At 72.3% G+C, this 16,037-nt stretch carries 15 protein-coding genes; 11 read left to right on the plus strand and 4 right to left on the minus strand.

Annotated elements, in window-relative coordinates; genetic code table 11:
- Positions 1-6 precede the first annotated feature (6 nt).
- Together AC27IY_RS07765 and AC27IY_RS07770 are read right to left on the minus strand one after the other, a co-directional pair.
- Positions 7-1,224 carry an ATP-grasp domain-containing protein gene (locus AC27IY_RS07765; RefSeq protein ID WP_487177538.1) on the minus strand — a complete coding sequence of 406 codons (1,218 nt, stop codon included), beginning with the start codon at positions 1,222-1,224 and terminating at the stop codon, positions 7-9.
- A 70-nt stretch (positions 1,225-1,294) separates the two neighbouring features.
- Positions 1,295-3,658 (minus strand): family 20 glycosylhydrolase, encoded by a 2,364-nt coding sequence (locus AC27IY_RS07770; RefSeq protein WP_487177539.1) that lies wholly within the window; start codon positions 3,656-3,658, stop codon positions 1,295-1,297.
- Positions 3,659-3,825: 167 nt separating this feature from the next.
- Here AC27IY_RS07770 and AC27IY_RS07775 point away from each other — a divergent pair, with 167 nt between their 5' ends.
- The 10 genes from AC27IY_RS07775 to AC27IY_RS07820 all read left to right on the plus strand — a co-directional run bounded on the left by AC27IY_RS07775 (position 3,826) and on the right by AC27IY_RS07820 (position 13,215).
- On the plus strand, positions 3,826-5,313 hold the full coding sequence (locus AC27IY_RS07775) for a sulfatase family protein (protein ID WP_449954967.1): 1,488 nt from the start codon (positions 3,826-3,828) through the stop codon (positions 5,311-5,313).
- Between the two features lie 46 nt (positions 5,314-5,359).
- Positions 5,360-6,367, plus strand: a complete 1,008-nt coding sequence (locus AC27IY_RS07780; RefSeq protein ID WP_344206955.1) for an aliphatic sulfonate ABC transporter substrate-binding protein — start codon at positions 5,360-5,362, stop codon at positions 6,365-6,367.
- Between the two features lie 28 nt (positions 6,368-6,395).
- On the plus strand, positions 6,396-7,604 hold the full coding sequence (locus tag AC27IY_RS07785; RefSeq protein ID WP_344206956.1) for an ROK family protein: 1,209 nt from the start codon (positions 6,396-6,398) through the stop codon (positions 7,602-7,604).
- A 44-nt stretch (positions 7,605-7,648) separates the two neighbouring features.
- Positions 7,649-8,449 carry an ABC transporter permease gene (locus AC27IY_RS07790; protein ID WP_371248419.1) on the plus strand — a complete coding sequence of 267 codons (801 nt, stop codon included), beginning with the start codon at positions 7,649-7,651 and terminating at the stop codon, positions 8,447-8,449.
- Positions 8,446-9,216 (plus strand): ABC transporter ATP-binding protein, encoded by a 771-nt coding sequence (locus tag AC27IY_RS07795; RefSeq protein ID WP_344206958.1) that lies wholly within the window; start codon positions 8,446-8,448, stop codon positions 9,214-9,216. Before AC27IY_RS07790 ends, AC27IY_RS07795 begins: the two co-directional genes overlap by 4 nt.
- 47 nt (positions 9,217-9,263) lie before the next feature.
- Positions 9,264-9,608 (plus strand): SdpI family protein, encoded by a 345-nt coding sequence (locus AC27IY_RS07800; RefSeq protein WP_487177540.1) that lies wholly within the window; start codon positions 9,264-9,266, stop codon positions 9,606-9,608.
- A 133-nt stretch (positions 9,609-9,741) separates the two neighbouring features.
- Positions 9,742-10,575 (plus strand): CPBP family intramembrane glutamic endopeptidase, encoded by an 834-nt coding sequence (locus AC27IY_RS07805; protein ID WP_487177541.1) that lies wholly within the window; start codon positions 9,742-9,744, stop codon positions 10,573-10,575.
- A complete protein-coding gene (locus tag AC27IY_RS07810) occupies positions 10,572-11,732 on the plus strand; it encodes a sensor histidine kinase (RefSeq protein WP_487177542.1) in 1,161 nt (386 codons plus the stop codon). Before AC27IY_RS07805 ends, AC27IY_RS07810 begins: the two co-directional genes overlap by 4 nt.
- Positions 11,729-12,388 carry a response regulator gene (locus AC27IY_RS07815; protein WP_423445830.1) on the plus strand — a complete coding sequence of 220 codons (660 nt, stop codon included), beginning with the start codon at positions 11,729-11,731 and terminating at the stop codon, positions 12,386-12,388. The genes AC27IY_RS07810 and AC27IY_RS07815 overlap by 4 nt, the downstream gene beginning before the upstream one ends.
- Before the next feature lie 23 nt (positions 12,389-12,411).
- The gene (locus tag AC27IY_RS07820) at positions 12,412-13,215 is read left to right on the plus strand and encodes an endonuclease/exonuclease/phosphatase family protein (protein ID WP_487177543.1); all 804 of its coding nucleotides are present in this window, start codon (positions 12,412-12,414) and stop codon (positions 13,213-13,215) included.
- 24 nt (positions 13,216-13,239) lie between these two features.
- Here the strand turns inward: AC27IY_RS07820 and AC27IY_RS07825 are convergent, their stop codons facing one another.
- Complete coding sequence (locus tag AC27IY_RS07825; RefSeq protein ID WP_487177544.1) at positions 13,240-14,001, minus strand: aminoglycoside adenylyltransferase domain-containing protein; 762 nt, start codon at positions 13,999-14,001, stop codon at positions 13,240-13,242.
- A 49-nt stretch (positions 14,002-14,050) separates the two neighbouring features.
- A complete protein-coding gene (locus AC27IY_RS07830) occupies positions 14,051-14,407 on the minus strand; it encodes a winged helix-turn-helix transcriptional regulator (RefSeq protein ID WP_487177545.1) in 357 nt (118 codons plus the stop codon).
- Positions 14,408-14,570: 163 nt separating this feature from the next.
- On the opposite strand from AC27IY_RS07830, the gene AC27IY_RS07835 reads away from it, so the two are divergent.
- Positions 14,571-15,986 (plus strand): MFS transporter, encoded by a 1,416-nt coding sequence (locus AC27IY_RS07835; RefSeq protein ID WP_487177546.1) that lies wholly within the window; start codon positions 14,571-14,573, stop codon positions 15,984-15,986.
- Positions 15,987-16,037 lie beyond the last annotated feature (51 nt).

Below are 16,037 nucleotides of genomic sequence, written 5' to 3' on the forward strand. Positions count from 1 at the left end.
CGGGGATCAGCGCCCGCGCGCCGCGGCCATCGCCCTGATCCTGGCCAGGGCGGGAGCGGGGTCGCGGAGCGACAGGGTGCTGTGGACGGCGCCGGCGGCGAAGCGGAGCGTGCCGGCCAGGTCGAGGAGCAGGCCGCGCCGGCGTTCCACGGCCGCCCGCCGCAGGTCGCCCTCCAGCCACTGGTAGCGCACCCCGGGCCGGGCCCGCGTCGGCGGCACGTCGTGGCCGACGGCGAGGGCGGCCCAGGCCGCGGGCAGGTTGGCGCCGGCGGCGGTGGCGAGGGCCATCGAGCCGTAGAAGCGGCCGTTGAGGTCGATGAGCCGGGGCCGGCCGTCCTCGGGCACCACGAACTGCAGTTGCGCGAGCCCGAACCAGCCAAGTGCGGCCAGCAGCCGGGCGGCGCTGTCGCTGATCGCGGGGTCCACTCGTACGGTCTCGGCGCGGCAGCTCGCGCCGGCCCCCGGCGGCCAGATGCGCGAGGCCACCTGCATGCAGTCGCACACGACCCGCCCGCCGACGGCGGTGACGGCCGCGTAGGCCATCAGGCGTCCCTCGTGGAACTCCTCGACGCGCGGCTCGCCGCCGAGCCTGCGCACCTCGTCGACCCGGCGGCGGGCGGCCTCCGGGCCGGGCACGACGAGCGTGTCGATCCTGGGCGGCGCCCCCGGCCGTTCCGGGTGGGCGTGCAGCCGGGACTTGACGACCAGGGGCGGGCGCTCACCGGCGAGCGCGGAAGGGGCGAGCGCAGAAGGGTCCAGCGCGGAAGGGGCGAGGGCGGACGGGTCGGGCGCGGAAGGGTCGAGCGTGGACGAGGCGAGCGTGGACGGGTCGAGGGCGCGGGCCGTCAGGATGCCCACGGACTCGGCCGCCTCGGACAGCTCCTGCTTGTCGATCGCGCGGACGACCTGCCGGTGCCCCGCGTGCGGCACGATCGCCCCGACCTCGTCCCTGAGCAGGGACAGCGCGAGCACCTCGGCCTCGCCCGCGCCGAAGACCACGTCGTAGCCGTGGTCGCGGACCGCGCGCCGCACGGCGGCGAGGAAGGCGTCGCGGTCCTCGTGCGCCGCCGGCACCAGGTGGCGCCGGCGGCGGTAACGGGACGAGGACGCGAGGCCCGCGCCGGCGGGAGCGCCGACGCCGACCTCCCAGCCCGCCGCGGCGAGCGAGCGTACGGCGGCGAGCGCTCCCCGGCTGAAGCCCGTCTCCACGATCAGTGCGCGCACGGCGGTCCACGTCCCCCTACTCACGGCCGTCCGACGACGCCCAGGTACCCGCGCGGACCGCCGGCATGCGTCAGCGGACTGTCACCTCCAGCGTGCCGGTCACCGGGGCCTCGCCGGGCGAGCGCACGGTGAGCGTGCCGGTGTAGACGCCCTCCTTGTCGAAGGACCTGGTGGAGGTGACGGTGAAGGCGGCGTTGACGCGCATCCCGGGGATGCTCGCCTCCCGCTCCGTCACCGGCGTCGCGGTCTCCTTGACGCCGTCGCTCCAGGTGATGACCGTGCCGAGGTCGGCCGCGGCCTTGCCGGGGGCGGTGACGGTCCAGGTCGCGCCCGAGGGCCGGCCCGTGCCGGCGGTCACCGCCGGGGACAGGATCTCCGTGCGCCACGCCACGTCGGCCGTGGGGAAGAAGTTGGTGCCCTGCACGGTCAGCCGGCCGCCCATCTTCGCCAGGCGGGTCTTGAAGTCGCCGTAGTCGCGCTGCGCCTGCGGCGTCCAGCCGGCCTCGGCCGTGGCGATGAGCCTCGGGTAGGCGTAGTACTGCGCCTGCGGCACGCGGCGGATGAACTCGCCCCACACGGCCGACTCCACGCCCAGCACGCTGCTCTCCTGGATGCCGGGGATGTACGTGCCCGGGTCCCAGTTGTAGTGCCGGTCGAGGCCGCACGGCCCGCCGCACGCCCAGGTGCCGCCGTCCGGCTGCCGGGAGTCCTGCTTCTGCGGCGAGTACGCGTTCGCCGCCGGCGACAGCACGACCTTGGCGCCGCGGTTCCTCACGGCGTTCGCGACGGCGTTGCGGTCGCCGCTCCAGAACTGCACGACGGCGTCGTCCTGGGGCAGGGCGGTGCCGGCGTACTCGTTCCAGCCGACGACGGTCTTGCCGAGCGCCTTCACGCGGGCGGTGAAGGCGTCGACCATCTTCACGTAGTCGGTGTGGCTGGTGACGTGCGCCTCGTCCCCGCCGATGTGCAGGTACGGGCCGGGCGTCATGGCGGCGAGCTCGGCCAGCACGTGCCCGACGAACTCGTACGTGACCGCGCTGCTTGCGTCGAAGGAGGAGTAGCCGACGGCGCCGGTGCCGTTGTGCGGGACGGTGGCCTGGCCGGCGGCGGGCCGCGGCTGGGAGCCGGCGGTGTTGAGCTGCGGGACGGAGTGCAGCGCCGAGTTGACGTGGCCGGGCATGTCGATCTCGGGGATGACGGTCATGCCGTTCTCGCCGGCGTAGCGGACGATCTCGGCGTAGTCGGCCTTGGTGTAGAAGCCGGTGATGCCGGGCTCGGTGCCCCGCTCGGTCATCGCGGTGCCGCCGCCGACCCGGGTGAGCAGGCCGTAGTCGATGCCGGACGGGTTGCTCGCCGGGTCGTCGATCACGATGCGCCAGCCCTGGTCGTCGGTCAGGTGCAGGTGCAGCCGGTTGACCTTGAACAGCGCGGCCGCGTCGATGTAGGTCTTGACCTCCTCGACCGGGTAGAAGCTGCGCGCGACGTCGAGCATCATGCCGCGGTGCGCGAAGCGCGGGTAGTCGGTGATCTCCACGGCGGGCACGGTCCACGCGGTGTCGACGACCTCCTTGGACTCGACCCACTGCGGGAGGAGCTGGCGGAGCGTCTGGACGCCGTTGAGCGCGCCGTTCGGGGTGGCGGCGCGCAGCCGGATCTCGCCGGCGGCGACGGACAGGGTGTAGCCCTCGTCCTCGTGGCCCTCGGGGCCCTTGCCGGCGCCGACCTCGATGATGATCGGGGCGGGGCCGCGGCCGTTCGCGGCGACCTTGAGCGTCTGGCCGGTGGCGCGGCGCAGCAGCCGGGCCAGGTAGTCGGCGGGCGCCTGCGCGCCGTCGCCCTGGGCGAGGACGCGGGTGTTCTTGTGCAGCGTGAACGGGGCGGCGCCGGTCTCGGTGACGGACACCGGCTTCGGGACCAGGCCGAGCGTGGGCGCGGGGGCGGCGGGCGGCCCGTCCCAGATCTCGAACTCGGAGATCGAGTAGCCGTAGGCGGCCCAGCGCTTGCGGCCCTGCATGCGCACGTACCCGACGGGCTCATCGGAGAGCACGTCGATGACGTCGGTGCGCGGGCAGGTGTCGCGCTGGAGCGCGGCCACGTCGGTCCAGGTCCGGCCGTCGGGCGAGGTCTGCAGGACGAAGTCGCGGGCGCAGGCGTTCGGCCAGGTGAGCTTCACGTGGTCGACCTTGGCCGGCCGGGCGAGCTGGATCTGCACCCAGCTGTCGTCCTGGTACTTCGACGACCAGCGGGTGGCGCTGTCGCCGTCGTTGACGTGGGCGGCCACGAAGTCGGAGCGGTCCAGCTCGACGCTGGATGCGGTGGCCGTGCCGGTCAGCGCCAGGTTGGCCGGGGTGTCGGCGGCCCTGGCGGCGGGCGCCGGGGCCAGCAGCGTGGCCGCGAGCGCGGCTGCCGCGAGGGTCGCGAGGGGACGACGCATGGGTCTCCTTGTCTCGGGGGGAGTCAGCGCTCAGTGTGGCGACGATCAGCGATTTAGGTCAAGAGACAGGAATAAAAAGGCGGACAATCCACCCGGCTCCCTCTTGTGATCTCTCTGATCGTCCCTTTAACGTAAAGGCTCGGTACTAAAGCGCGATCGGAGCATGAGTGACCAGTCCACGCAACGTCCTGTTCCTGATGACCGACCAGCATCGGGTGGACACCCTCGGCTGCTACGGCAACCCGGTGATACGCACGCCCGCACTGGACGGCCTCGCTGCGGAGGGCACGCGCTTCGACCGGTTCTACACGCCGACCGCCATCTGCACCCCGGCCCGCGCCTCGCTGTTCACCGGGCTCCACCCGTTCCGGCACGGCCTGCTGGTCAACCCGGAGCGCAACGGCGGCGGCCGCGACGAGGTCGCCGAGCACGACCCGGTCATGTCCGCGCCGCTGCTGGCCGCCGGCTACAACATGGGCCACGTCGGCAAGTGGCACATCGGCCGCGAGCACGGGCCCGAGCACTACGGCATGGACGGCGAGCACCTGCCCGGCGCGCTCAACCCCTTCCACCACCCGTCGTACGAGCGGTGGCTCAAGGAGAAGGGACACCCGCCGTTCGCCGTGGAGCGGCCGGTCTTCGGCAAGGCCGCGAACGGCACCGGCCGCGGCCACCTCATCGCCGGCCGGCTGAAGCAGCCGGCGGAGGCCACGATGGAGGCGTTCCTCGCCGACCAGACGCTGGAGCTGCTCGACCGCTACGCCCGCGACTTCCGCGAGTCCGGCCGGCCGTTCATGCTGTCGTGCCACTGGTACGGCCCGCATCTGCCGTACCTGATCCCCGACGAGTACTACGACATGTACGACCCCCGGAGCGTGCCGCTGCCGGCGTCCATGGCCGAGACCTTCGACGGCAAGCCGGAGGTGCAGCGCCGCTACTCGGAGTACTGGTCGGCCGACCACTTCGACGCCGACGCCTGGCGCGAGCTGATCGCCGCCTACTGGGGCTACGTCTCGCTGATCGACGCCCAGATCGGCCGGCTGCTGTCCGCGCTGCGCGAGCTGGGCCTCTGGGACGACACGGCGGTGATCTTCACGGCCGACCACGGCGAGTTCACCGGCGCCCACCGGCTCAACGACAAGGGCCCGGCCATGTACGAGGACATCTACCGCATCCCCGGCATCATCCGGGTGCCGGGCGCGCCTGCCCGCACCGTGGACGCGTTCGCGACGCTGATCGACCTCAACCCCACGATCCTCGACCTGGCCGGGCTGCCGCCGCAGGAGCCGTGCGACGGCGAGAGCCTGCTGCCGCTGCTGTCCGGCGCGCCCGCCGAGGGCCGGGACTCGGTGACCACCGAGTTCCACGGCCACCACTTCCCCTACTCGCAGCGCATGTTCCGGGACCGCCGCCACAAGCTGGTGTTCAACCCCGAAGGCGTGCATGAGCTGTACGACCTGGACAGCGACCCGCACGAACTGCGCAACGTCTACGCCGTGCCCGCCTACGCGGCGGTCCGCAGGGACCTGACCGTGCGGCTCTACCGCGAGCTGCTGCGCCGCGGAGACCCCGCGTACACCTGGATGAGCTACATGGCCGACATCGGCGAGGGCCGCGCCCCTGACGTGGACGGCGTCGCCGACGAACTGGGCTGAGGCCGTCCACGTCACCCCCCGAACAAGAACGAGAAAGGATCCGCCGATGAGGCGTCCCCGCATCCTGGCCACCGTCCTCGCGGCGCTGGCCGTCCTCCTGCCCGCCGCCGGGTGCGGCTCCTCCGACTCAGGGGGCGGAGGAGCCGAGCCTAAGAAGGTGCGCATCGGCTACATCGCCGACTTCTCCGGCGCGGCCGTGCTCGCCGCCGCCGACAAGCAGGGCCTGTGGGCCAAGAACGGCCTGGAGCCGGAGCTGAAGGTGTTCACCAACGGCCCGCTGCAGATCCAGGCGCTGGGCGCGGGCGACCTCGACTTCGGCTACATCGGCTCCGGCGCGACCTGGCTGGCGGCCAGCGGCAAGGCCAAGATCATCGCGCCGAACATGCTCGGCCAGGCCGACCGCGTCATCACCTACCCGGGCTCCGGCATCTCCTCGATCGCCGACCTGAAGGGCAAGAAGATCGGCGTCCCCGAGGGCACCTCCGGCGACATGATCCTGGAGCTGGCGCTCAAGGAGGCCGGGCTGTCCGGCAAGGACGTGCAGAAGGTCAACATGGACGCCAGCACGGTCGTCACGGCCTTCAGCGGCAAGCAGGTCGACGCGGCCGCCATCTGGTACCCGCTGATCGACACCATCAAGAAGAACGTGCCCGACCTGGTCGAGCTGACCAAGAGCGAGGACTTCTACCCGAGGCTCAGCTTCCCCAGCTCCTTCGTGGCCCGCAACGAGATCGTCACCGAGGACGCCGGCACCGTCACCAAGGTGCTCAAGGTGCTCCAGCAGGGCAACGACTGGGTCGCGGCCAACACCACCGAGGCCGAGACGCTGACCGCCACGTTCCTCAAGGCGCCCGCCGAGCAGTTCAAGGGCTCCTCGGCCGTGACGAAGATCCTGCCGACCAGCGAGCTGAAGGGGCTCATGGCGGACGGCTCGGTGTCCGGCTGGTACAAGGGCCTGGCCGACCTCTTCGTCACGATGGGCAAGCTGACCGACTCGCCCGACCCGGCCACGTACATCACGACCGACCTCTACACCGCCGCGGCGGGCGGCTGACCGGCCGGCCCGCCCGGAAAATGGACCCATGTCGACCCCCACTGACGCCCTGCAACGGCTGCGGCGGGTGCACGAGGACGCCGTACTGTCCGCGCTGCGTTCGGCCGGCGGGCTGAGCCGCGCCCAGCTCACCGAGCGCACCGGGCTGTCCCGCACCACGATGTTCGCGATCGTCTCCGGGCTGCTCGAACGCGGCGTGGTCATCGAGACCGAGGGCTCGGCGGCGGAGCCGCGCGGACGCGGCCGGCCGGCCGCGCTCGTCTCGCTCAACCCCGACGCGGGCCTGCTCCTCGGCCTCGACCTGGGACGCAACCGGGTACGCCTGGCCGTCGCCAACGCCGCACACCAGGTGGTCGCGACGGCCTCGGCCGACCTGCCCGAGGAGGCCGCCCCCGAGGAGGAGGCGGAGAGCGCGGTGCGGCTGGTCCGCGCCGTCGCCGCCGAGCGCGGCCTGAGCCTCGGCGCCCTGGAGGCGATCGGGCTCGGCCTCGTCGGCGTGGTCGACGACCACCTGCCGCCCGTCCCCGTGGGCGGCGAGCAGACCGCGGTCGTCCCCGTCCGCTACCTGCCGCTGGCCCGGCGGCTCGGCGAGGAGTTCGGGGTGCGGCTCGCCGTGGACAACAACGCCCGGCTGGCCGCGCTCGCCGAGGCGACCTGGGGGGTCGCCAGGCCGGTCCGCGACATGGTCTACGTGCGCTGGTCGGTCGGCGTCGGCGGCGGCTTCCTCGCCGGCGGCCGGCTGATGCGCGGCGCGCACGGCGCCGGCGGCGAGCTCGGCCACGTCTGCCTCGACCCCGAGGGCCCGCCCTGCCACTGCGGCTCGCGCGGCTGCCTGGAAGGGCACATCGGCGGCCGGGGCCTGCTGGAGCGGTGCGCCGCCCACGGCGTCCGGCTGCCCGCACTGGACGCCCTGGTCGCCGCGGCGCAGGACCGCGTGCCCGCCGTATGCGAGGTCGTCGCCTCGGCCGCGGCCGACCTCGGGCGGGTGCTGGCGGGCACCGTCACCCAGCTCGACCCGGCGCTCGTCGTGGTCGGGGGCGAGCTGGCCGGGCTCGGCAGCCTGGTCCTCGACCCGATCCGCGCGGCCATCGCCGAGCGGTCGCTGCCGCGCTCGTCGCGCGAGATCGCCGTCGTCCCCGCGGACCTCGGCGTGAACGCCTCCGCGATGGGCGCGATCGCCCTCCTCCTGCATGAGGAGCCCTCGATCCCCGCCCATCTCCGCCCCGACGTCCCCTGAACCGTACCGAGAAGGAACCACCACACCATGCAGAGCTCTGAGCCATGACCGCCGCCACCGTGACCGAACCGTCCGCCTCGCCGCGCCGCCGCCGCTCGCGCCCCGGCCGCACGGTCGTGCTCAACGTGACGGCCGTGGTCGCCGGACTCGCCGTCTGGACCGGCCTGTCCGTGTCCGGCATCACCGGCCTGACCGGGCCGATCGAGGTGGTGCGGCGGGGCGCCGAGCTCATCGCCGACGGCACCCTCGTCAACGACGTCCTCGCGAGCCTGCGCCGCGTCTTCACCGGCTTCGTGCTGGGCACGGCGCTGGCCGTCCCGGTCGGCTTCCTCATGGGCTGGTACGCCACCGCCCGCGCGCTGATCGAGCCGTACGTGCAGTTCTTCCGCACGATCCCGCCGCTGGCGATCATCCCGCTGGCCATCCTGCTGATGGGCATCGGCGAGACGCCCAAGGTGTTCGTCATCTTCCTGGCCGCGTTCCTGTCCAGCGTGGTCTCCACCTTCCAGGGCGTCCTCGACGTGGACAAGACGCTCATCAACGCCGCCCGCGTGCTGGGCGCGTCCGACCGGACGATCTTCATGAAGGTGGTGGTGCCGGCCTCGACGCCGTTCATCATCGTCGGCATGCGCGTCGGCCTCGGCGCGGCCTGGGGGACCCTCGTGGCGGCCGAGCTGATCGCCGCCCAGGAAGGGCTGGGCTACCGGATGCAGCAGGCCCAGCTCTACTACGACCTTCCCACGATTTTCGTCGGCCTGATCAGCATCGGCGTGCTCGGCCTGGTCATGGACCGGCTCCTGCTGCTGGCCGAGCGCAGGCTGACCGGATGGCAGGAGCGCCGATGACCCCCAAGATCTCCTTCAGGAACGTGTCGAAGTCGTTCCCGCTGAAGGGCGGCGACTTCCTCGCCCTCGACCGGGTGGACCTCGACATCGCCGACCGCGAGTTCGTCACCGTCGTCGGCCCGTCGGGCTGCGGCAAGAGCACGCTCATGAGCATGGCCGCCGGGCTGACCGAGCCGGGGACGGGCGACATCCTGCTCGACGGCGCGCCCGTCGCCGGCCCCGGCCCCGACCGCGGGGTGATCTTCCAGCAGTACGCGCTGTTCCCGTGGCTGAGCGTGCGCAAGAACGTCGAGTTCGGCCTCAGGCTCATGAACCTGCCGCCGGACGAGCGGGCGAAGCGGGCCGAGCACGCGATCGAGCTGGTCGGGCTGTCGGACTTCGCCGACGCGCTGCCGAAGACCCTGTCGGGCGGCATGAAGCAGCGCTGCGCCATCGCCCGCGCGTACGCGGTCAACCCGCAGGTGCTGCTCATGGACGAGCCGTTCGGCGCCCTCGACGCGCTCACCCGCGTCCAGCTCCAGGACCAGCTCCTCGACACCTGGAGCAGGGAGCGGCGCACGGTCATGTTCATCACGCACGACGTGGACGAGGCCGTCTACCTGGCCAACCGGGTCGTGGTCATGGCGGCGCGGCCGGGCCGCATCCATCGGGTCATCGACGTGGACCTGCCGTACCCGCGGACCGAGGAGCTGCGGCTGTCGCCGGAGTTCTCCCGCATCCGCAACGAGGTCTGGCACTCGGTCTACCACCAGGCGCCCGCCGCCTGACCCCAATCAGTCGCCCGGGTGCGTACAAGCCGACCTAGGATCGACATATGTGGATTCTCCCGCTCGTGGTGCTGCTCGCAGGCCTCGTCCTGGGGGTCGTCGGCTATCTCGGGCTGGCCGGGCGGCTGCCGCGCAACGAGTTCGCCGGGGTCCGCACCGCGGCGACGATGCGCAGTGACGCCACGTTCCTGGCCGCGAACCGGGCGGCGGGCGTGCCCACGATGGCGGGCGGCGGCGTCGGCGTGGTGGGAGCGGTGGTGGCCTGGCTCGTGCCGGGCGAGATCGGCGTGGTCGTCGCGGTCCTCGTGGCGGTCGCCGTGATGACGGGGCTGACGGTCCTGGGGGCCGTCAAGGGCATCCGCGCCGCGAAGGCGGTCGCCGACTCGCGCTGACGTGTCCCCCGTGCGAGCTACCCGCGAGTGTCCACCGTACGGTGACGATTCCCGAGGGCCGGATCTCTAGCGTTCTGTGCGTGGCCGCGGCGCACGGACCGGCGGCTTCCTGAACCCTCTCCAAGGAGTCGTCATGCGACTGGTGAAACAGCTCGTGGCCGTAGCGGTGGTCGCGTTCGCCGGCAACGCGGGGGTGAGCGCGGTACAGGGGAACGCGCTCCTCACCCTGGTGATCGGCCTCGCGACGGCCGCGCTCGCGCTGTTCGTCTACGCCCGCGTGGTGCGCTGGTCCGAGCGCCGCGACCCGGTGGAGGTGGCCACGGCGGGCGCCGCCGCGACGACCGGGCGCGGTGCGCTGATCGGCATGGGGCTGTTCGCCGCCGTGATCGTGAACATCGCCTTCATGGGCGGCTACCGGATCGACGGCATGGGCTCGGTGACGGGCGCGCTGGGGCTGGTCGGCTTCATGGCGGCGGCCGCCGTGACGGAGGAGCTGCTCTTCCGCGGCATCCTGTTCAGGATCGTCGAGGAACGTCTCGGCTCCTGGCTCGCGCTGACGCTCACCGCGGTGCTGTTCGGGCTGGTGCACCTGGTCAACCCGCACGCCGACCTGTGGGGCGCGACCGCCATCGCGATCGAGGCGGGCGGCATGCTCGCCGCCTGCTACGCCGCCACCCGCACCCTCTGGCTGCCGATCGGCCTGCACTTCGGCTGGAACTACGCCGCCGCCGGCATCTTCGGCGCGGAGGTCTCCGGCAACGGCGCCTCGAACGGGCTGCTGCACGGCGTGACGTCGGGCCCCACCGCGCTCACCGGCGGCGCGTTCGGGCCGGAGGGCAGCGTGTACGCGGTGGTGTTCTGCACGCTGCTGACGATCGTGTTCGTGTGGCTGGCCCGCCGGCGCGGCACCTGGATCCCGCTCCGGCGCGGCGCGGCGGCCGGTGAGGACGCTAGGCTCTCCCGATGATCAGCTTCCGCCGGGTCACGGAGCTGTGGCAGCGGCTCCACGTCACGGTCCGGGACGCACCGCTCGGGGTGGCGCTCATGGTCGCGTCGTTCCTGCCCGCGCTCCAGAACAACGGGACGCAGCTCGGCGACCTGCCGCCCCGCCCCTTCGACGAGCTGGCCGTCGTCGCGATCGCCCTCCAGTGCCTTCCGCTCGCCGTGCGCCGCCAGTGGCCGGCCTTCTCCATCGGCCTGGTCTCGCTCGGGTTCGCCCTCGACCAGGTCCGCGTCTACCACACGGTGGCCGGCACCGCGCTGGGCATCGCGCTCGTCAGCGCGGGCATCCACCTCGAACGCGGCCGGCGGGTCGTCGTGGTCCTGCTGACGGCGGCGTACGTGGCGCTCGCGGTGGTGCTCGACCGGCTCGGCTCGCCCGAGGGGCTGGACGGGTTCACGGTCTTCTACCTGACGCTGGTGCTCGCCTGGTGCATCGGGGCCTGGCTGCGCTCCACCAGGATCGCCGAAGCGGAACGCCGCCGCGCCGTCGCCGAGGCCACCCGCACCGCCGAGCGCACCCGTATCGCCCGCGAGCTGCACGACGTCGTCACCCACCACGTCACGGCGATGGTCGTGCAGGCCGAGGCGGCCCGCTACCTGACCGCGGCCCCCGAACGCCTCGACGCCACCCTCACCGCCGTCACCGACACCGGCCGCCGGGCCATCTCCGACCTGCGGCACCTGCTCAACCTGCTCAACCCCGACCACGACGGCCCCGCCCAGGTCAGGGCGCCCTCGATCGGCGATCTCGGCGAGCTCGTCGAGCAGACCCGCCAGGCGGGGCAGCCGGTGGAGCTCACGGAGGCGGGCGAACCCGCGGGAACCGCGGGCAGCGCCGAGTTCGTGGCCTATAGGGTCGTGCAGGAATCCCTGACGAACGCCCTCAAATACGCCCACGGCAGCCGCACCGCGGTCAGCGTCCGCTACGGCGAGAAGGAGATCACCGTGGAGGTCACCACCGACGGCTCCGGCTCCGCGGCCGGCTCCCCCGGAGGGAGCGGGCGCGGCCTCGCCGGGCTGCGCGAGCGGGTCGACGCCCTCGGCGGCGAGTTCAGCGCCGACCGGCGGGCGGGCGGCGGCTTCGTCGTACGGGCCCGCATCCCCGCGGGGAGCCCGGCGTGACCGCGCCGGTACGCGTCCTCGTCTGCGACGACCAGGCGCTCATCCGCACCGGGTTCGCCACGATCATCGACGCGCAGCCCGACCTGGAGGTGGTGGGCGAGTGCGGCGACGGCCGCGCCGCCGTCGAGCTGGCCCGCGAGCTGGACCCGGACATCGTGGTGATGGACGTCCGGATGCCGGTGCTCGACGGCATCGAGGCGACCCGCCTGCTGGCCGGCGCGGGCGTGGCGCGTCCCGTGAAGGTGCTCGTGGTGACGACGTTCAACCTGGACGAGTACGTCTACGAGGCGCTGCGCGCCGGCGCGAGCGGCTTCCTGCTCAAGGACGCCCCGCCCGCGCAGCTCCTCCAGGGCATCCGCACCGTCGCCTCGGGCGCCGCGCTGCTGGCCCCCGAGGTGACCAGGCAGCTCGTCGGCCGGTACGCCTCCCGCATCCGCCCCGCCGAGCAGACGCCGGACGACAAGGCGCTCACCCCGCGCGAGCTGGAGGTGCTGCGCCTCATCGCCGACGGCCTGTCCAACAGCGAGATCGCCGCGACGCTGGTCATCAGCCAGGAGACGGTGAAGACGTACGTGTCCCGCATCCTCACCAAGCTCGACCTGCGCGACCGCGTGCAGGCCGTCGTCTACGCCTACCGCAGGGGACTCGTGACCTGACCGGTGCCCTAGGGTGTGGGGCCGTGCGGATCACTTCACTGAACACCTGGGGCGGGGCGATGTTCGACGAGCTCGCCCCCTGGCTCGCCGGCTGCGACGCCGACGTCCTGTGCCTGCAGGAGATCACCCACACCCCGACCGCGGACGGCTGGACCCGGTTCGACGACGACGAGCGTTCGCTGCCGCAGCGGGCCGACCTCCTGGGCGACGTACGCGCCCGCCTGCCCCGCCACCACGCCCTGTTCAGCGCGTCCGACTCCGGCCCGGTCCACGACCAGGAGCACCGCGTCCACCGGCAGGACTTCGGGCTCGCGACCTTCGTCGCCCCGGCCTTCCCCGTCGTCGGCGTGCGCTCCGGCTTCGCGCACGGCGAGTACGCCGACCACGGCGACCGGTGGCCCAGCGACGGCCGGCCGCGGGTCGCGCTGGCGGTGCGCGTGTTCGACCGGCGGGCCGGGCGCTTCGTCACTGTCGTGAACTTCCACGGCCTGCGGGACGCGAGCGGCAAGGCCGACACCCCCGCCCGCCGCGCCCAGGCCGAACGCCTCGCGGACCTCGTCGCCGGGGCGCGCGAGAAGGGCGATCTGACCGTGGTGTGCGGCGACTTCAACGTCCTGCCCGGCAGCGAGACGTTCCGTGTGCTCGGCGGGCTGGACCTGGTGGACCTGGTGCGGGACGCGGACACCAGGACCTCCCGCTACCCCAAGCCGGTACGGCACGCGAGCTACCTGCTGGTGTCCGAGCCCGACGCGGTGACGCGGTTCGAGATCGCGGCCGCGCCCGAGGTGTCCGACCACCGGGCGCTGACGCTCGACCTCTGGGGGTGACGCGGGCCCGCCTCGTCTCAGCTTTCACGCACGGTGGCGCAGGTCGTCGATACGGCTGAGCACCTCGTCCACGTGCGGGCGTACCTGGGCCTTCAACCCGTCGTCCCAGACCTCGTCCTGGTAGTGGCAGGTGAGGTACAGGTTTCTGGCGTGTTCCAGGACGGGACGGTGTCGCGGGGGCAGGAGGGCGAGGGCCCAGTCGGCGGCGGCGTCCTTGGATCTGATCTCACCTGTGGCGAGGGTGGTCCAGATGCGGGCAAGGGTCAGCAGGACGTTGCGGGTGTCGTCGTTCAGTTCGGCCAGGAGTTCGGGGATGCCCGCGACGCTCGCCCGGATGAGGTCGGCGTGCGGTACCGGGTCCAGGAGTCGGGCGAGAGGTGGCCCCGTCAGGGGGCGGGCGCCCGCCAGCGCCACCGTGAGAAGCAGCGCCAGGTCGGGCATCGGGCCGGGCCGGGGAGGCCCGCCCGTCTGTAGTTCGTCGCGCAGCCACTCACCGAAGAGGAAGTCCCCTGTCGGCGGGAACCGCCAGGGGCGGACCTCGGACTGTACGACGATGGTGAGTTCGACCGGCCGGACGGTGGGCGTGCAGCCGGAGATCTTCAGCAAGCCCTCGACGAGCGCACACCGCCGGCGGTGGTCGAGACTGCGCCGGGTGACGGCCAGGACGTCCAGGTCGCTGGCCGGGGCGAGCCTCCCGAGTGCGGCGGAACCATGGAGATACGTCCCGAGGAGCTCTACCGCTATGACGTCACGAATGAGTCCGACGGTCTGCTCGAGCTGATTCATCACGCCAGTGTGCCCATACCGGGCGCCGCGGACGTGCGCGGCGGCGCGATCAGTTCCTGCCCGGGCCCGCGCTCGGGTGGTGATTGTCGAGGTACGACCTGCCCCACCCATCCAGCAGTCCGACGATCGTGTCCAAGCTCCTGCCGGTATCGGTCAGGGAGTATTCGACCCGGGGCGGCACCTCAGGGTAGACCGTCCGCGCGACGATGCCGTCCTCTTCCAGTTCGCGAAGCTGACGGGTGAGCATGCGCGGGGTGATGCCGTCCATCTCTCGCTTGAGCTCGCCGAACCGATGCGTACCCTGCAGCAGTTTGTAGACGATCGCCAGTTTCCAACGGCCGCCGAGGATCTCCATGGCGACCTCGACCATGCAGTTGTCCGGCTTGTCGTGAAGCTTGCCGCGCACCCGTCACCACCTCCATTGATATACAAAATGGCACTACGTCACAAATAAGACAGTACTTGGAGATCAGGTAGCAGCTTTCCAGACTGGCCCCATGCATGTGAACGAGAGGCCTCATCAGGCTCCCGCGGTAACAGGGCCTCGCAAATGGGCGGTTCTCGCGGTGATGAGCGCGAGCCTGTTCCTGGTCGGCATCGATGTGACCGTGCTGCACGTCGCCCTGCCCAGCCTGATCAGGGACCTGAGGCCCAGCGCGACCGCTGTGTTGTGGATCGTCGACGTCTACTCGCTCACAGTGGCCGCGCTGTTGGTGACCAGCGGCACCTTGGGTGACCGGATCGGCCGCAAGCGCATGGTGCTGACGGGGTTCGCCGTCTTCGGCATGGCCTCGGCGGCAGCGTCGGTGTCCGCGACGGCCGCGCAGCTCATCGGGGCGAGGCTGCTGCTCGGCGCCGGAGCCGCGATGATCATGGCCTCCACCGTGGCCATCATCCGATCGGTCTTCCCGAACAGGCGGGAGCGAGCGGTCGCTCTCGGCGCGTGGACGGCGGCCCACAGTGCGGGCGCGATGCTCGGGCCCGTGCTCGGCGGCGTGCTCGTGGAGCGGTGGGGATGGGGCTCCGTCTTCCTCATCAACCTGCCCGTCGTGCTCCTCGTGCTGGCCATCGGCGTCCGGTTGATCCCCGAGTCCAGAAGTTCCACGCCACGCCGCTGGAGGCCGGCGGACGCCGCGCTTTCCGTCGCCGCTCTCGGCCTCACCGTCTACGCGGTCAAACAGCTGGGGGAACATCCGTCAGCGTGGGCGGCCGCCACCGGCGCCGTCGGTCTGGCCCTGGTGGTGATCTTCGTCCTGCGGCAGCGGCGTATCTCCGACCCGCTGCTGGACCTCACACTCTTCGCCGACCGCCAGTTCACCGCTGCGACCGTGTGCGTGCTCGTCTGCTTCGGATGTTCTACGTCACTGCTCTTCTTCCTCACCCAGCGGTTCCAGCTTGTCGACGGGTTCACTCCCGTGCAGGCCGGGCTGGCGCTCCTGCCCCTGGGCGCTGCGAACGCCGTGGGGGCGGGCGCGGCACCATGGGTGGCGGCGCGCTGGGGTCATCGTACGGCCGTGGTGGCGGCGCTGGCCGTCTTCGCCGCTGCGGTCGCCGTCCTGCCCGCGGCACTGGGCGGGCCCGTGGTTCCCATCATGCTGATCGTCATCGGCACGGCGGTCGGGGTGGTGGAGACGCTCGGCGCGGACCTCGTGATGTCGGCGGCCAGCGAGGAACGCGCCGGGGAAGCGTCCGCCATCCAGGAGACCGCCTTCGAGCTGGGGGCGGGTGTGGGCATCGCGACGCTGGGCACGGTCCTGGCGATCGGCTACCGCGTCGCGTTGCCGCACTCCGCGTCCGAAGCGGGACAGTCGCTCGGATCGGCCGTCAAGGTAGCGGAGGCGCTCCCGCCACCGCAGGCGGCGAACCTGCTCAACGCCGCTGGGGAGGCCTTCCAGTCGGGCCTGATCGTGACTCTGACCGGCGCCGCGGTGCTGCTCGGGCTCACCGCCGCCCTGGCCTTGGTGCTGCTGCGGGAGGCACGGTGAACGTCTCCCGTTCACCTGGACGTCAGGCCCGGTTCACACACTTCTCCCAGC

Source organism: Nonomuraea sp. B208 (assembly GCF_057536035.1).

Bases quoted from the DNA above. Each gene is read 5' to 3' on its own strand.
- AC27IY_RS07770 (WP_487177539.1), bottom strand. From the start codon at position 3,658: ATGCGTCGTCCCCTCGCGACCCTCGCGGCAGCCGCGCTCGCGGCCACG.
- AC27IY_RS07780 (WP_344206955.1), top strand. From the start codon at position 5,360: ATGAGGCGTCCCCGCATCCTGGCCACCGTCCTCGCGGCGCTGGCCGTC.
- AC27IY_RS07785 (WP_344206956.1), top strand. From the start codon at position 6,396: ATGTCGACCCCCACTGACGCCCTGCAACGGCTGCGGCGGGTGCACGAG.
- AC27IY_RS07790 (WP_371248419.1), top strand. From the start codon at position 7,649: ATGACCGCCGCCACCGTGACCGAACCGTCCGCCTCGCCGCGCCGCCGC.
- AC27IY_RS07795 (WP_344206958.1), top strand. From the start codon at position 8,446: ATGACCCCCAAGATCTCCTTCAGGAACGTGTCGAAGTCGTTCCCGCTG.
- AC27IY_RS07800 (WP_487177540.1), top strand. From the start codon at position 9,264: ATGTGGATTCTCCCGCTCGTGGTGCTGCTCGCAGGCCTCGTCCTGGGG.
- AC27IY_RS07805 (WP_487177541.1), top strand. From the start codon at position 9,742: ATGCGACTGGTGAAACAGCTCGTGGCCGTAGCGGTGGTCGCGTTCGCC.
- AC27IY_RS07810 (WP_487177542.1), top strand. From the start codon at position 10,572: ATGATCAGCTTCCGCCGGGTCACGGAGCTGTGGCAGCGGCTCCACGTC.
- AC27IY_RS07825 (WP_487177544.1), bottom strand. From the start codon at position 14,001: ATGAATCAGCTCGAGCAGACCGTCGGACTCATTCGTGACGTCATAGCG.
- AC27IY_RS07835 (WP_487177546.1), top strand. From the start codon at position 14,571: ATGAGCGCGAGCCTGTTCCTGGTCGGCATCGATGTGACCGTGCTGCAC.